The organism is Pseudomonas sp. MWU13-2517 (assembly GCF_023242545.1).
Taxonomy (GTDB): domain Bacteria; phylum Pseudomonadota; class Gammaproteobacteria; order Pseudomonadales; family Pseudomonadaceae; genus Aquipseudomonas.
Window position 1 is genome coordinate 179,877 of sequence record NZ_JALMFA010000003.1, and the last position, 15,905, is coordinate 195,781.

A 15,905-nucleotide genomic window follows, 5' to 3' on the forward strand; every position below is an offset into this window, starting at 1 on the left:
CATCAGCATTTCCTCAGTCTCCATCAAACCTATTAGACTCCGTTGACCTTCAAGGTGACTGACCCAAGGACCGTCCATGAAACGCAGCCTGACCGTGCTCGCTCTTCTGATTGCCATTCTCCTGGCCGGCGCCGGCTGGTATGTCTACAGCAAGCAACCCACCCGTCAGGGAACGGTCATGCTGAGCAACCTGCAAGGCGCCGTCACAGTGCGTTACGACGACCGTGGCGTGCCGCATATTCGCGCCGAGAACGAGGCCGATATGTATCGCGCCCTGGGCTATGTGCACGCCCAGGACCGGCTGTTCCAGATGGAGATCATGCGGCGCCTGGCACGTGGCGAGCTGGCCGAGGTCCTGGGCCCCAAGCTGCTGGAAACCGACAAACTGTTCCGCATCCTGCGTATTCGTGAGCGTGCCTTGAGCTACGTGGAACACATCGACCACGACTCGAACGCGTGGAAGGCCCTGCAAGCCTACCTCGATGGGGTCAACCAGTATCAGGACAGCCACGCCAGCCCCATGGAGTTCGATGTGCTGGGCATCACCAAACGGCCCTTTACACCCGAAGACACCATCAGCGTCGCCGGGTACATGGCCTACAGTTTTGCCGTCGCGTTTCGTACCGAGCCTGTGCTGACTTACGTGCGCGACCAACTGGGCAGCGAATACCTGAAAGTCTTCGACCTGGACTGGCAACCCAAGGGCGCGCTCAACCTGGCCGCCGGCGACTGGAAAAGCCTCGGCGCCCTTGCTGCCCTGAGCGACAGGGCCCTGGCCGACAACGGCCTGCCGCAGTTCGAGGGCAGCAACGCCTGGGCCATCAGCGGCAGCCGTACCCAAAGTGGCAAGCCGTTGCTGGCGGGCGACCCGCATATCCGCTTCTCGGTGCCGTCGGTGTGGTACGAGGCGCAGCTGTCGGCGCCGGGCTTTGAGCTGTACGGCTATCACAACGCGCTGGTACCGGTGGCGTTCCTGGGGCACAACCTGGATTTCGGCTGGAGCCTGACCATGTTCCAGAACGACGACCTCGACCTGATCGCCGAGAAGGTCAACCCGGATAACCCCAACCAGGTCTGGTACCACGGCCAGTGGGTCGACATGACCAGCAGCGAACAGCAGATTGCCGTAAAAGGCCAGGAGCCGGTCATTCTGACCCTGCGCAGTTCACCCCATGGCCCGATCATCAATGACGTGCTCGGCGAAAATGCCGGCAAGACGCCGATCGCCATGTGGTGGGCGTTCCTCGACACCGAAAACCCGATCCTCGAAGGCTTCTACCAGCTCAACCGTGCCGATACCCTGGCCAAGGCGCGTGCGGCAGCCGCCAAGGTTTCGGCACCCGGGCTGAATATCGTGTGGGCAAATGCCAAGGGCGATATCGGCTGGTGGGCCGCGGCGCAATTGCCGATCCGCCCGAGCGGCGTCAACCCGGCCTTCATCCTCGACGGTAGCACCGCCCAGGCCGACAAGCTGGGCTTCTACCCATTCAGCGCCAACCCTCAGGAAGAGAATCCCGCGCGTGGTTATGTGGTGTCCGCCAATGCCCAGCCGGCCTCGCCCACCGGCATGGAGATCCCCGGCTATTACAACCTGCCCGACCGTGGGCAGCAGTTGAACACACAACTGAGCGACAAAAGCGTGAAGTGGGACCTGAGCAACAGCCAGGCCCTGCAACTGGGCACTACCAGCGCCTACGGCCCACGTTTGCTGGCGCCGTTGCTGCCGGTATTGCGCGACGTGGTCAAGGACCCGGCGCAGTGGAAGCTGGTGGAACAACTGGCGAGCTGGAAAGGCGATTATCCACTGGACTCCACCAGCGCCACGCTGTTCAACCAGTTCCTGTTCAACCTCACCGACGCAACCTTCCACCCGAAGTTGGGCGACGCCCTGTTCAAGACCCTGCTCACCACCCGAATGATCGACGCCGCATTGCCGCGCCTCGCCGCTGCAGCGGACTCGCCGTGGTGGGACGGCAAACGCGCCGACACCGTCAAGCTCGCCTGGGACAATAGCCTGGCGCACCTCAAGGCCACACTCGGCGACGACCCGGGCCAGTGGCAGTGGGGCAAGGCGCACACGTTGACCCATGGGCACCCGCTGGGCATGCAGAAGCCATTGGACAAACTTTTCAACGTCGGCCCGTTCCCCGCACCCGGCACACACGAAGTGCCGAACAACCAATCGGCGATGATCGGCCCCGCGCCCTGGCCGGTGACCTACGGCCCATCGACCCGCCGTTTGATCGACTTCGCCTACCCGGCCCATGCTCTGACCATCAACCCGGTGGGGCAAAGCGGCGTGCCGTTCGATCGGCACTATGGCGACCAGGCACAAACCTACATCGAGGGTGGATACGAGCAAGCACATTTCAGTGATGAGGAAGTCACGGCGAATACCCGTGGCATCCTGAAACTATTGCCAGCCAGATAACCCTCCTTCCCCATTCAAACCGGTGCCGCAAAGTTAAGGCGAAACTGATGCGGCGTCACACCCAGCCGTCGGTTGAACACGCTGCGCATGTGCTGGGCATCGCGAAACCCGCATTGATAGGCCACCGTCTTGAGCGGTGCGCCGCTGCTTTCGAGCATCACCCGCGCCGCATCCACCCGCGCTCGCTCGACAAACTCGGCCGGGGTTATCCGCGCTTCACGGGCAAATACCCGGGAAAAATTGCGCGCGCTCATATTGGCGGCCTTGGCCAGGTCGGCGATGGTCAGATCCCCCGTCAGATTCGCCAATACGTACAACTGCACCAGTGCCACCGCCGAGGTGGTTTCGGCGTGAGGTGTGAGGAACGGGCTGAACTGCGACTGCCCCCCGGAACGCTGAGTGAATACCACCAGGCGCTTAGCCACGCTCAGCGCGACTTCCGGACCGTGGTCCCGGGCCAACAGGTACAACGACAGGTCGATGCCTGCGGTCACCCCCGCCGAGGTGAAGAGGTTACCGTCCTGTACGTAGAGGCGGTCGGCATCGATGTGGGCGGTGGGACACAGGCGCGCCAGATCCGCGGCATCGTTCCAGTGGGTGGTGACGGTTTTACCGTCCAGCAAGCCGGCCCGGGCCAGCATGAAGGCCCCATTACAGATCGAACCAAAGCGTTGCGCACGAGCAGTGGCACCGCGCAGCCAAGCGTCGAACAAGGCACCGAAATCTTCGAAGGGTAACTGCGGGCCTCCGGCTACCAGCAACAGGTCATAGGCTTGCAGGGCTTCGCTGTAGTGCCGATGGGCCTGCAGTGACAGGCCGTTGGAGGCAGCCATGTTGCCGTGAGCGAGACCGATGACTTCCAGCTGGTAATGGTCTTGCGGCGGCAAAAAGCGGTTGGCCTCGCAGAACACATCCATGGGGCCGCTCACGTCCAGCGACTGGACGCCGGGGAAGATCAGGATGGCGACGGTCTTGCCCATACTCAAAAACACCTTTTCTGACTGAATAAATGCAAACCCCCATGGAGAGGCGCCTGAACTTTCGATTGCCGAGTGCCAGGCACCTACTGTGCAACTGAACCACCGCGATCGAGAGCAAGCCCCGCTCCTGCATCCGGATTCTCGCAGCCTACACCCTAGCCGGTTTTGCCTTGGCACGATGTACCACCACATTGGCCGGGATAGCGCCCTCGCCGCAATGGCCCGTTCGCGAGCGCGCGACCAGACTGGAATCTTTCCAGAGGAGAATCACCATGAACACCACCATCGCCGGTATCCGAATACCCGACAGCGCTTTGGCCAAAGCCACCACCGAATACATCCGCGACATCGAATCCGATCTGCTTTATCACCACTCGCGCCGGGTATTCCTGTTCGGTGCCTTGAGCGGTGAACGCCAACAACTCGCTTACAATCCGGAGCTGCTCTACGTCGGCGCCATGTTTCACGACCTGGGGCTGGTCGAAGGCCATCGCAGTGACGACGAGCGCTTCGAAGTGGATGGCGCCAATGCGGCAGCGGCGTTCCTCAAGCCTTACGGGCTGAGCGATGACGACATCGAACAAGTGTGGTTGTCCATCGCCCTGCACACCACGCCGGGCGTACCGAAGCATCTGCGCCCCACCGTGGCACTGGTGACGGCCGGCGTCGAGATGGACGTGCTGGGCATGGACTACGCAGCCTTTGACGCCACGCAGCGCGAGGCAGTGGTGCATGCGCATCCACGGGGTGAAGGGTTCAAGGAGTGCATCATCTGCGCCTTTGCCGACGGCTTACGCCATCGCCCGCAGACCACGTTCGGCAACGTGAAGACGGATGTACTGGTGGATCAGGAGCCGGGCTTCAAGCCGATGAATTTTGTCGAGGTGATCCGCAAATCGCCTTGGGCTGCATAATCGGCCTGGGCTGCAATCAAATGTGGGAGCAAGGCGGATCGTCGCACCGCTGCTCCCACATTTTGATCCGGTTTCTTCAGGTAGCCAGATTAGACCGGTGCCGAAGCTCTGCGCTTGTCAGGCTGCTGCCAGCCATCTGCCGCCGCTTCTTCGATGGCCTGCTGAATGGCCTTCTTGCGGTGTTCCTCGGCACGACGGCTGAAGAACCACACCAGGAAGGTCACCAGCGACACCGCCAACAGAATCAGGCTGGCCACGGCATTGATCTCGGGCTTGACCCCAAGGCGCACCGCCGAGAACACCTCCATCGGCAGGGTCGTCGAGCCCGGGCCCGATACGAAGCTGGCCAGAACCAGGTCGTCGAGGGATAACGCGAACGACATCATGCCGCCCGCCGCCAACGACGGCGCGATCATCGGGATAGTGATCAGGAAGAACACCTTCCACGGCCGCGCCCCCAGGTCCATCGCCGCCTCTTCAATCGACAGGTCCAGCTCACGCAGGCGCGCCGACACCACCACCGCCACATACGCCGCACAGAACGTGGTGTGAGCGATCCAGATCGTGACGATGCCACGCTCCTGGGGCCACCCGATCATCTGCGCCATGGCCACGAACAACAGCAACAGCGACAGACCAGTGATCACTTCCGGCATCACCAGCGGCGCGGTCACCAGGCCGCCGAACAGCGTGCGGCCCTTGAAATGGCTGATGCGCGTCAGCACAAAGGCCGCCAAGGTGCCCAGGGCTACCGCAGCCACCGCCGTGTAACAGGCGATTTCCAGCGAGCGTCCCACCGAACCCATCAACTGGGTGTTATCCAACAGGCCTACGTACCACTTGATCGACCAACCGCCCCACACCGTTACCAGCTTGGATTCGTTGAACGAGTAGATCACCAGGATCAGCATCGGCAGGTAGATGAACAACAACCCCGCCACCAGCATAAAGCTGGAGAAACTGAAGCGCTTCATATCTTGCCCTCCATCTCTTTGGCTTGGCTGCGGTTGAACAGGATGATCGGCACGATCAGGATCGCCAGCATCACCACCGCCAGGGCAGACGCTACCGGCCAGTCACGGTTATTGAAGAATTCTTGCCACAACACTTTACCGATCATCAGGGTTTCCGGGCCGCCCAGCAGTTCCGGGATCACGAACTCGCCCACCACCGGGATAAACACCAGCATGCAGCCGGCGATGATGCCGTTCTTGGACAGCGGCACGGTGATTTTCCAGAAGCTGTTGAAGGTGCTCGAACCCAGGTCAGACGCAGCCTCCAGCAGGCTCTGGTCGTGTTTCACCAGGTTGGCGTACAACGGCAGGATCATGAACGGCAGGTACGAATAGACCACACCGATATACACCGCGATGTTGGTGTTGAGGATCTGCAGCGGTTCGTTGATCAGCCCCATGGACATCAGGAAGCCATTGAGCAAGCCGTTGTTGCTGAGAATGCCCATCCACGCATACACACGGATCAGGATCGCGGTCCAGGTCGGCATCATGATCAACAGCACGAGAACGGTCTGGATCTCCTTGCGCGCCTTGGCGATGGCGTAGGCCATCGGGTAGCCGATCAGCAGGCACAACAGCGTGCTGAAGAACGCCATCTTCAGCGACCCCAGGTACGCCGAGATGTACAACTCGTCGTCGCCCAGCATCGCGTAGTTGGCCAGGTTGAGCACCAACTGCAATTTCTGCTCAACGAAGGTATAGATCTCGGTGTAGGGCGGGATCGCGACGTCGGCCTCGGCAAAACTGATCTTCAGGACGATGAAGAACGGCAGCATGAAAAACAGGAACAGCCAAAGGAAAGGAATCCCGATGACCGCATGCCGGCCAGTGGGGGTTATTCGCTGCAGCTGGCGCTTGAACTTCTTCATATTCATGAGCGAAGTACCACGCCGCTGTCGTCTTCCCACCACACGTATACCTGGTCGCCCCAGGTTGGGCGCTGGCCACGGCGCTCGGCGTTGGCGACGAAGGACTGCACCAGCTTGCCGCTCGGCAGTTCCACGTAGAACACCGAGTGGCCGCCGAGGTAGGCGATGTCGTGCACTTTGCCGCTGGACCAGTTGTGCTCGCAGGTCGGCATTTCAGACGTGACCAACAGTTTTTCCGGGCGGATGGCGTAGGTCACCGACTTGTCTTCCACCGAGGTGGCGATGCCGTAGCCCACGTAGATATCGCGGTCCAGGTCGGCGCACTTGAGCACGGCGTGGCCTTCGGCGTCGTCCACTACCTGGGTTTCGAAGATGTTGACGTTGCCGATGAACTCACACACCAGGCGGCTGGTAGGGGTTTCGTAGATATCGATCGGGCTGCCGATCTGGGCAATCCAGCCCAGGTGCATGATCGCGATACGCTCGGCCATGGTCATGGCCTCTTCCTGGTCGTGGGTCACCATGACGCACGTCACGCCTACACGCTCGATGATCTCAACCAGTTCAAGCTGCATCTGCGAACGCAGTTTCTTGTCCAGCGCGCCCATCGGTTCATCGAGCAGCAGCAGTTTCGGGCGCTTGGCCAGGGAACGGGCCAGGGCCACGCGCTGACGCTGGCCACCGGACAATTGGTGCGGCTTGCGCTTGGCGTACTGGCTCATCTGGACCAGCTTGAGCATCTCGGCCACACGGGCGTCGACCTCGGCCTTGGGGATCTTGTCCTGTTGCAGGCCGAAAGCGATGTTCTGCGCCACAGTCATGTGGGGGAACAAGGCGTAGGACTGGAACATCATGTTGATCGGCCGCTCATAGGGCGGCATGTCGGTGATGTCCACGCCGTCGAGGTAGATGCGACCTTCCGTTGGGCGCTCGAAGCCTGCAAGCATACGCAGCAAAGTGGATTTGCCCGATCCCGAACCGCCGAGCAAGGCGAAGATCTCGCCTTTTTTGATTTCCAGGGACACATCGTCCACCGCAATCGTCTCGTCGAACTTCTTCGTGACCCGGTCGATTTTGACCAACACCTTCTTCGGTGTCTGGTCGCCCTCGAGGGCTTTCTTATAGGCGCCGGAGGCAACTGCCATTTACGAAACTCCCAGAAAAAAAGAGTGCAGATCGTCCAGTACGGACGAACCTTGGATAGGTTGAGCCTTACTTGCCCGTCTTGACCTTGGTCCAGCTACGGGTCATCAAACGCTGCACTTTCGGGGGTAGCTCGAAGTTGACGAATGTCCGATCGAGAACCGCCTGCGGTGGGTAAACCGCTGCGTCAGTGCGTATCGATTGCTTCATCAGTTTGTCCGCCCCCGGGTTAGGGTTGGCATAACCGACGTAATCACTGACCTGAGCGATCACCTCAGGTTGCAGCAAATAGTTGATGAAGGCGTGGGCCTCTTTGACGTTGGTGGCATCCTTGGGGATCGCCAGCACGTCAAACCACAGGTTGCCGCCTTCTTTCGGAATCGCGTAGGCAATGTTCACGCCTTTGTCGGCTTCAGCCGCGCGAGCCCGGGCCTGGAACACATCGCCGGAGAAACCCGCCGCCACGCAGATGTTGCCGTTGGCCAGGTCCGAGATGTATTTGGAAGAATGGAAATAGGTCACGTAGGGCCGCACTTTGAGCAGCTTCTCTTCGGCCTTCTTGTAGTCTTCGGGGTTGGTGCTGTTAGGGTTCAAGCCCATATAGTTGAGCACCGCCGGCAGCATTTCATCCGCCGAGTCCATGAACGATACGCCGCAAGTGGCCAGCTTCTTCATGTTTTCCGGTTCGAACAGCACGGCCCAAGAGTCGATATGATCGACGCCCAGCACTTCTTTGACTTTGTCGACGTTGTAACCGATGCCGTTGGTACCCCACAGATACGGCACGGCGTACTGGTTACCCGGATCGTTCTTTTCCAGACGCTTGAGCAGCGCCGGGTCAAGGTTGGAGTAGTTGGTCAGCAGCGACTTGTCGAGTTTCTGGAACGCCCCGGCCTTGATCTGCTTGCCGAGGAAGTGATTGGACGGCACGACCACGTCGTAGCCGGTACGCCCGGCCAGCAACTTGCCTTCCAGGGTTTCGTTGGAATCAAACACGTCATACACAGGCTTGATGCCGGTGGCCTTTTCGAAGTTGGCCAGGGTGTCGGTGCCGATGTAGTCCGACCAGTTATAAATATGCACAGTCGGTGCGGCCTGTACGCTGACAGCCAGCGCGATACCCGCACCCGCCAGCAAGGCTTTGCGAAATAAAGAAATTGGCAAGTGGAGGTCCTCTTAAATAGTTGGGCCCAAAGTTGTTGCCCGGCAACAAAACCGGCGCGCAACTTACCCTCGATAAACCGATCCGGCAAAACTTTCTGTCATTTAATTATCAGGTTGGCCACCGCGAACGCCGCGGTGGCCAACAAAGCCCGGCTTATTTACCGGATTTGATCTTGGTCCAGCTGCGCGTCATTTCACGCTGAGTCGCCGCCGGCAAATCAGCAATGGCGTAGAGCTTGGCTTGCACATCGGCTGGCGGATAGATGCCAGGGTCGCTGGTGATGTCTTTGTCGACCAGTGCGGTGGCCTTCTCGTTACCGTTCGGGAAACGCACGCTGTTGGTGATCCCTGCCATGACTTTCGGTTCGAGCAGGTAGTTCATGAACTTATAGGCGGCGTCGACGTTTTCGGCATCTTTAGGGATGGCGACCATGTCATAGAAGCTGCCTGCGCCTTCTTTCGGAATGTCGTAGGCCACCTTGACCTTGCCACCGGCTTCAGCCGCGCGGGACTTGGCCTGCTGGATGTCACCCGAGTAACCCACGGCCACGCAGATGTTGCCGTTGGCCAGATCCGAGATGTACTTGGACGAGTGGAAGTAGCCGATCGAAGGGCGGATTTTCAGGAACAGGTCTTCAGCTTGCTTGAGCTGTTTCTTATCCTGAGTGTCGGTTGGCAGGCCCAGGTAGTGCAGCGCCACCGGCAGCATTTCGGTTGGCGAATCGAGGAAGCTCACGCCGCAGCTCTTGAGCTTGGCGATGTTTTCAGGCTTGAGCAGCACGTCCCACGAGTCGATCTTGTCCACGCCCAGCGCAGCCTTGACCTTCTCCGGGTTGTAGCCGATGCCGATCGAGCCCCACATGTACGGGAAGGCGTGCTTGTTGTCCGGGTCGCTGATCGACACGGCTTTAAGCAGGGATTTGTTCAGGTTGCCATAGTTGGACAGCTTGGACTTGTCCAGCTCCTGGTACACACCGGCCTTGATCTGCTTGGCGAGGAAGTTGTTCGACGGTACGACAATATCGTAGCCGGACTTGCCTGCCAGCAACTTGGCTTCCAGGGTTTCGTTACTGTCGAAAACGTCGTACACCACTTTGATGCCCGACTCTTTTTCAAAGTTGGCGATGGTGTCCGGTGCAATGTAGTCAGACCAGTTGTAGACGTGCAGCACTTTATCGTCTGCCTGGGCCGCACCCGCCATTGCGCCCATCAGGGACAAGGCGAGGAGGGTCTTGCCAGCGTTCTTCAAACCTAATGCCTTCATTATGGTGATGCTCCAATTTTTTCTTTTTTGGGCCACGTTCTTTTATGTTCAGCGGCCCTTCCAGAGGGCAACAAAACAGAGGGACAGTCTGGCAAGTTCAGGGGCCGGCTTTCAACCAAAGCCCCTATATTTATAACTGCTCAGTGCACTGCGCACTGAGCCTAGCACTTAGCCCTGCAATGCCGCCAAAGTCAGGTCCAGGCATGTACGCGCCTTGCTCACCAGTTCGTCGATTTCGGCCTTGCTGATTACCAGCGACGGCGAAATGATCATGGTGTCGCCCACGGCGCGCATGATCAGCCCGTTGTTGAAGCAGAAGTTGCGGCAAATCATGCCCACGCCCTTGCCTTCATAACGCTTGCGGGTGGCCTTGTCCTGAACCAGCTCAATCGCACCCAGCATGCCTACGCCGCGAACTTCACCCACCAACGGGTGGTCAGCCAGTTCCCTCAGACGTTTCTGCAAATACGGTGCCGTTTCTTCGTGCACGCGGTTAACGATTTTTTCATCGCGCAGGATGCGGATGTTTTCCAAGGCCACCGCTGCCGCCACCGGATGACCGGAGTAGGTGAAGCCGTGGTTGAAGTCACCGCCTTCGTTCAGCACGGCAACCACATCGTCGTGCACGATCAGGCCACCCATGGGCACGTAGCCCGAGGTCAGCCCCTTGGCGATGGTCATCATGTGCGGTTTGAGGTCGTAGAAGTCGCTGCCGAACCACTCGCCGGTGCGGCCGAAACCACAGATCACCTCGTCGGCGACAAACAGGATGTCGTACTTGGCGAGGATTTCCTTGATACGCGGCCAGTAGGTTTCCGGCGGCACGATCACACCACCCGCGCCCTGGATCGGCTCGGCAATAAAGGCACCGACGTTGTCCACGCCCAATTCCAGAATCTTCTCTTCCAACTGGTTGGCGGCCCAGATCCCGAACTCTTCAGGGCTCATGTCGCCGCCTTCGCCGAACCAGTACGGTTGGGCGATGTGGGTGATGCCCGGAATCGGCAAGTCGCCCTGCTCATGCATATATGTCATGCCGCCCAGGCTCGCGCCGGCCACGGTGGAGCCGTGGTAGCCGTTCTTGCGGCTGATGATGACTTTTTTATTCGGTTGGCCTTTGACCGCCCAGTAGTGGCGGACCATGCGCAACATGGTGTCGTTGCCTTCGGAGCCGGAGCCGGTAAAGAACACATGGTTCATGCCGGCCGGTGCGATGTCGGCAATCACCTTGGCCAGTTCCAGCACCGGCGGGTGAGCCGTCTGGAAGAACAGGTTGTAGTACGGCAGCTCTTTCATTTGCTTGGCGGCGGCGTCGGCCAGTTCATCGCGACCGTAACCGATGGCCACGCACCAGAGGCCGGCCATGCCGTCGAGGATTTTGTTGCCTTCGCTGTCCCACAGATAAACGCCGTGGGCTTTGGTGATGATCCGTGGGCCCTTCTCTTTCAATTGCTTGAAATCGCTGAACGGCGCCAAGTGATGATCGCTGCTCAAGGCTTGCCATTCACGGGTTTGCGGGTTGTTGCTGGACATACCAATCTCCTAGACTTTTCAGTGAAGGGCGCGCTGCTCCCACAGCGCGCCCGGCGCATCAGACGGCAAAGAGCAGGAATTCCCGCTCCCATGAACTGATCACGCGCTTGAAGTTTTCATGCTCGGCCCGCTTGACCGCGACGTAGCCTGTGATGAATTTCTGCCCCAGGTATTTCTCGATGGTCTTGCTGTTTTCCATGCGCTCCAAGGCGTCTTCGATGGTCAACGGCAGGCGCAGGTTGCGTCGCTCATAACCACGGCCCACCACCGGTGCGCTCGGGTTATGGCCTTCGACCATGCCGATGAAGCCACACAGCAAACTGGCGGCAATCGCCAGGTATGGGTTGGCGTCGGCGCCCGGCAGGCGGTTTTCCACGCGGCGGTTCTGCGGGCCGGCATCCGGTACGCGCAGGCCGACGGTGCGGTTTTCTTCGCCCCATTCCACGTTGACCGGTGCCGACGTGTCGGGCAGGAAGCGACGGAACGAGTTCACGTTGGGGGCAAACAGCGGCAGCAATTCAGGGATGAATTTCTGCAGGCCGCCGATGTGGTTGAGGAACAGTTGGCTCATGCTCCCGTCTTCATTGGAGAAGACGTTCTTGCCGGTGGCGATGTCGATGATGCTCTGGTGCAGGTGCATGGCGCTGCCGGGCTCGCCGGTCATCGGCTTGGCCATGAAGGTGGCGGCCACGTTGTGCTTGAGCGCGGCTTCACGCATGGTGCGTTTGAACACCAGAATCTGGTCGGCGAGGGACAGGGCATCGCCATGACGGAAGTTGATTTCCATCTGCGCGGTGCCGTCTTCGTGGATCAGGGTGTCGAGGTCCAGCTCCTGCAGTTCGCACCAGTCGTAGACGTCTTCGAACAGCGGGTCGAATTCGTTGGCCGCTTCTATAGAGAAGGACTGGCGACCGGTTTCCGGGCGACCGGAACGGCCAATCGGCGGCTGCAGCGGGAAGTCCGGGTCTTCGCAGCGCTTGGTCAGGTAGAACTCCATCTCCGGCGCCACGATGGGCTGCCAGCCTTTATCGGCATAGAGCTTGAGGACTTTCTTGAGCACGTTGCGCGGCGACAGCTCGATCGGGTTGCCTTGCTTGTCGTAGGTGTCGTGGATCACCTGGGCGGTCGGCTCGATAGCCCAAGGCACCAGAAACACGGCGTTCTGGTCGGGGCGGCAGATCATGTCGATGTCGGCCGGGTCGAGCAATTCGTAGTAGATGTCGTCTTCGACATAGTCGCCGGTGACCGTCTGCAGCAGAACACTCTCGGGCAGACGCATGCCTTTCTCGGCGATGAACTTGTTGGTCGGCGAGATCTTGCCCCGGGTGATGCCGGTGAGGTCGCCAATCATGCATTCGACTTCTGTGATCTTGTGGTTTTTCAACCAATCGGTGAGCTGGTCGAGGTTGTTACTCATAAATGCCTCTGGGCTGGGTTTCCTGACATCCATTAAAGGTCAGGCGTTGGTTGACGCAGCATCCGCGTCGTTTTTTCGTTCAGGGTAGGAGCTTACCTGCCATTTGCTGCAACGTTGCATTCCTCAAGCCAAAGTTGTGCAGAATCATGATCGGCAGCGCGGATGGCTGCTGATCAGTCGTCGTTGAGGAGGCAAAGAAGAGGTCGGACGGGCCGTCAAGAATAATGGCCGGTGCGTGGGCACTCACGCGGGGCGATCGGACTGCGGACAACGCCTGGCTGAAGCAGGCAGAGACGCCGGATGGCGGCAGGTGAAACATGAAGCACCCCGGTATTATTGCTGTTATGGGTTTGAATCGAGCTTAGCCTTGTTCATTTTTTTACACAACACCCCCGTAAAAAATACAACACGGCCCGCTCAAGCCTGCGAGTCCCAAGCCCTTCAAACCCAAAAAACCGCCCCAAAAAGCCCCAAATATGCCCTCAAGGCGCTTTTTTAGGGCAAAAAAGGCCTCGCTTGACTTCGGCATGCCGTTCGGGTTGACTGAAACCAGAAAAGATCAATGATTGATATTTTTAACAACAAAGGTGTTGCATCATGTCGGTACCCCCGCGTGCCGTTCAGCTTAACGAAGCGAACGCGTTCCTTAAGGATCATCCTGAGGTTCTGTACGTAGACCTTCTAATTGCGGATATGAATGGTGTGGTGCGCGGCAAGCGCATCGAACGCACCAGCCTCCACAAGGTTTACGAGAAGGGCATTAACCTGCCTGCCTCTTTATTTGCCCTGGATATCAACGGCTCAACGGTGGAAAGCACCGGCCTGGGCCTGGACATCGGTGATGCTGACCGAATCTGTTATCCAATCCCCGATACCCTGTGCAATGAACCCTGGCAAAAGCGCCCCACCGCGCAGCTGCTGATGACCATGCACGAACTTGAAGGTGAACCTTTCTTCGCCGATCCGCGCGAAGTGCTCCGCCAAGTTGTAAGCAAATTCGACGACCTTGGTCTGACAATCTGCGCCGCTTTCGAACTTGAGTTCTACCTGATCGACCAGGAGAACGTGAACGGCCGCCCACAACCACCCCGCTCGCCGATTTCCGGCAAACGTCCGCACTCGACACAGGTCTACCTGATCGACGACCTCGACGAATACGTCGACTGCCTCCAGGACATTCTGGAAGGTGCCAAAGAACAAGGCATCCCGGCCGACGCCATCGTCAAGGAAAGTGCCCCGGCGCAGTTCGAAGTGAACCTGCACCACGTGGCCGACCCGATCAAGGCTTGCGACTACGCCGTACTGCTCAAGCGCCTGATCAAGAACATCGCCTACGACCATGAGATGGACACCACCTTCATGGCCAAGCCTTACCCAGGCCAGGCAGGCAACGGTTTGCACGTACACATTTCGATCCTGGACAAGGACGGCAAGAATATCTTTGCCAGCGAGGATCCCGAGCAGAACGCCGCATTGCGTCACGCGATCGGCGGTGTGCTCGAGACCCTGCCCGCCCAGATGGCGTTCCTGTGCCCCAACGTCAACTCCTACCGTCGTTTCGGTGCACAGTTCTACGTGCCGAACTCGCCGTGCTGGGGCCTGGATAACCGCACCGTAGCGATTCGCGTACCGACCGGCTCGTCCGACGCCGTGCGTATCGAACACCGTGTGGCCGGCGCCGACGCCAACCCTTACCTGCTGATGGCTTCCGTCCTGGCAGGCGTGCACCACGGCCTGACCAACAAGATCGAGCCTAACGCACCCGTGGAAGGCAACAGCTACGAGCAGAACGAGCAGAGCCTGCCGAACAACCTGCGCGATGCGTTGCGCGAGTTGGACGACAGCGAGGTGATGGCCAAGTACATCGATCCTAAATACATCGATATCTTCGTCGCCTGTAAGGAAAGTGAGCTGGAGGAGTTCGAACACTCCATCTCCGACCTTGAGTACAACTGGTACCTGCATACCGTGTAAACGATTGCTGCGCTAACAAGGAACGCCGCTGGCTTTGGTCAGCGGCGTTTTTTTGTGGGTTTCTTTTGGCAGACCGAGTCGGCCTCATCGAGAGCAAGCACCCTCCCACACTTGACGGCATTCCAGGTTGGAGCTTGATCCGGTGTGGGAGCAGGCCTGCTCCCGATGGCGGCCTGGCAGACAACACACCTTCCTGCTCATACAATGCCCGCTGCCTTGTAGGAGACTTCCATGACCACCCGCCCCACCGCCCCTCGCAAACCCCGCGCCCGCAGCCAGGGCCGGATTGACGCGATCCTCGACGCCGCCCGCACCTTGCTGGCCGCCGAAGGCGTGGCGAGTCTGTCTATCTACAGTGTGGCCGAGCGGGCACAGATTCCGCCGTCGTCGGTGTATCACTTCTTCGCCAGTGTGCCGGCGCTGCTGGAAGCGTTGACGGCCGATGTGCACGCCGCTTTCCGGGCAGCCATCCAGGCGCCCATCGATCATGAATCACTCAGGCACTGGCGCGATCTGTCCTACATCGTCGAACAACGCATGCTCGCTATCTACGACCAGGACGCCGCCGCTCGCCAGTTGATCCTGGCCCAGCACGGGCTCACTGAAGTGACCCAGGCCGACCGCCAGCATGATCTGGAATTGGGTGACCTGATGTTCACCGTGTTCAATCGCCATTTCGACGTGCCGGCCTTACCCGCCGATGTGGATGTGTTTGCGTTGGCATTGGAGCTGAGCGACCGCGTGTATGCGCGCTCGGTGCATCAGCACGGGCTGATTACGCCGCGCATGGCCGAGGAAGGGATGCGGGTGTTTGATGCGTACGTGGGGCTTTATTTGCCGACCTACCTGCCCAAGCGTTGAATCCTGGGTTGGCCGGGCGCGCCTCGCTGAGGTAAGCCCCCTCCCACACTTGAATATGTTCACAGATCAAAGTGCGGGAAGGGGTTTGGCTGCGATGACGGCTTCAAGAGCGACGCGAATCACAACTTGGCGATCGACACCTCGGTGGATTTCACGAAGGCAATCACCTCACTGCCAATCACCAGCTCGAGCTCTTTGACCGAGCGCGTGGTGATCACCGAAGTCACAATGCCCGACGCAGTCTGCACATCGATTTCCGACAGCACGTCGCCGACCACGATTTCCTTGATGGTGCCTTTGAACTGGTTACGTACGTTGATGGCTTTGATAGTCATGATG

General features: G+C 59.4%; 13 protein-coding genes. 4 read left to right on the forward strand and 9 right to left on the reverse strand.

Annotation, left to right across the window (positions count from 1 at the left end):
• Positions 1-76 precede the first annotated feature (76 nt).
• Complete coding sequence (locus M5B97_RS05885) at positions 77-2,431, forward strand: penicillin acylase family protein (protein WP_248730988.1); 2,355 nt, start codon at positions 77-79, stop codon at positions 2,429-2,431.
• Positions 2,432-2,445: 14 nt separating this feature from the next.
• Here the strand turns inward: M5B97_RS05885 and M5B97_RS05890 are convergent, their stop codons facing one another.
• Positions 2,446-3,411: a GlxA family transcriptional regulator gene (locus M5B97_RS05890; RefSeq protein WP_248730989.1), complete on the reverse strand. Its 966-nt coding sequence runs from the start codon at positions 3,409-3,411 to the stop codon at positions 2,446-2,448.
• A 272-nt stretch (positions 3,412-3,683) separates the two neighbouring features.
• Between M5B97_RS05890 and M5B97_RS05895 the strand changes: the two genes are divergently transcribed.
• Complete coding sequence (locus M5B97_RS05895; RefSeq protein WP_248730990.1) at positions 3,684-4,325, forward strand: HD domain-containing protein; 642 nt, start codon at positions 3,684-3,686, stop codon at positions 4,323-4,325.
• 89 nt (positions 4,326-4,414) lie between these two features.
• Here the strand turns inward: M5B97_RS05895 and M5B97_RS05900 are convergent, their stop codons facing one another.
• From M5B97_RS05900 to M5B97_RS05930, 7 genes are all read right to left on the reverse strand, one after another.
• The gene (locus M5B97_RS05900) at positions 4,415-5,299 is read right to left on the reverse strand and encodes an ABC transporter permease subunit (protein ID WP_123716758.1); all 885 of its coding nucleotides are present in this window, start codon (positions 5,297-5,299) and stop codon (positions 4,415-4,417) included.
• A complete protein-coding gene (locus tag M5B97_RS05905; RefSeq protein WP_123716436.1) occupies positions 5,296-6,216 on the reverse strand; it encodes an ABC transporter permease subunit in 921 nt (306 codons plus the stop codon). Before M5B97_RS05905 ends, M5B97_RS05900 begins: the two co-directional genes overlap by 4 nt.
• Positions 6,213-7,355, reverse strand: a complete 1,143-nt coding sequence (potA, locus tag M5B97_RS05910) for a polyamine ABC transporter ATP-binding protein (RefSeq protein ID WP_123716437.1) — start codon at positions 7,353-7,355, stop codon at positions 6,213-6,215. Before potA ends, M5B97_RS05905 begins: the two co-directional genes overlap by 4 nt.
• 67 nt (positions 7,356-7,422) lie before the next feature.
• Positions 7,423-8,517 (reverse strand): polyamine ABC transporter substrate-binding protein, encoded by a 1,095-nt coding sequence (locus tag M5B97_RS05915; RefSeq protein WP_134659292.1) that lies wholly within the window; start codon positions 8,515-8,517, stop codon positions 7,423-7,425.
• A gap of 154 nt (positions 8,518-8,671) precedes the next feature.
• Positions 8,672-9,766, reverse strand: coding sequence for a polyamine ABC transporter substrate-binding protein (locus tag M5B97_RS05920; RefSeq protein WP_134659526.1), 1,095 nt, complete (start codon positions 9,764-9,766; stop codon positions 8,672-8,674).
• A gap of 183 nt (positions 9,767-9,949) precedes the next feature.
• On the reverse strand, positions 9,950-11,314 hold the full coding sequence (locus tag M5B97_RS05925) for an aspartate aminotransferase family protein (RefSeq protein WP_123716438.1): 1,365 nt from the start codon (positions 11,312-11,314) through the stop codon (positions 9,950-9,952).
• 58 nt (positions 11,315-11,372) lie between these two features.
• The gene (locus M5B97_RS05930) at positions 11,373-12,731 is read right to left on the reverse strand and encodes a glutamine synthetase family protein (protein ID WP_134659294.1); all 1,359 of its coding nucleotides are present in this window, start codon (positions 12,729-12,731) and stop codon (positions 11,373-11,375) included.
• Between the two features lie 597 nt (positions 12,732-13,328).
• On the opposite strand from M5B97_RS05930, the gene M5B97_RS05935 reads away from it, so the two are divergent.
• Both M5B97_RS05935 and M5B97_RS05940 read left to right on the forward strand, forming a co-directional pair.
• Complete coding sequence (locus M5B97_RS05935; RefSeq protein ID WP_010207341.1) at positions 13,329-14,705, forward strand: glutamine synthetase family protein; 1,377 nt, start codon at positions 13,329-13,331, stop codon at positions 14,703-14,705.
• A gap of 231 nt (positions 14,706-14,936) precedes the next feature.
• On the forward strand, positions 14,937-15,566 hold the full coding sequence (locus tag M5B97_RS05940) for a TetR/AcrR family transcriptional regulator (protein WP_123716440.1): 630 nt from the start codon (positions 14,937-14,939) through the stop codon (positions 15,564-15,566).
• A gap of 119 nt (positions 15,567-15,685) precedes the next feature.
• On the opposite strand, the gene M5B97_RS05945 is transcribed toward M5B97_RS05940, so the two are convergent.
• A complete protein-coding gene (locus M5B97_RS05945; RefSeq protein ID WP_003176783.1) occupies positions 15,686-15,901 on the reverse strand; it encodes a TOBE domain-containing protein in 216 nt (71 codons plus the stop codon).
• Positions 15,902-15,905: the final 4 nt, after the last annotated feature.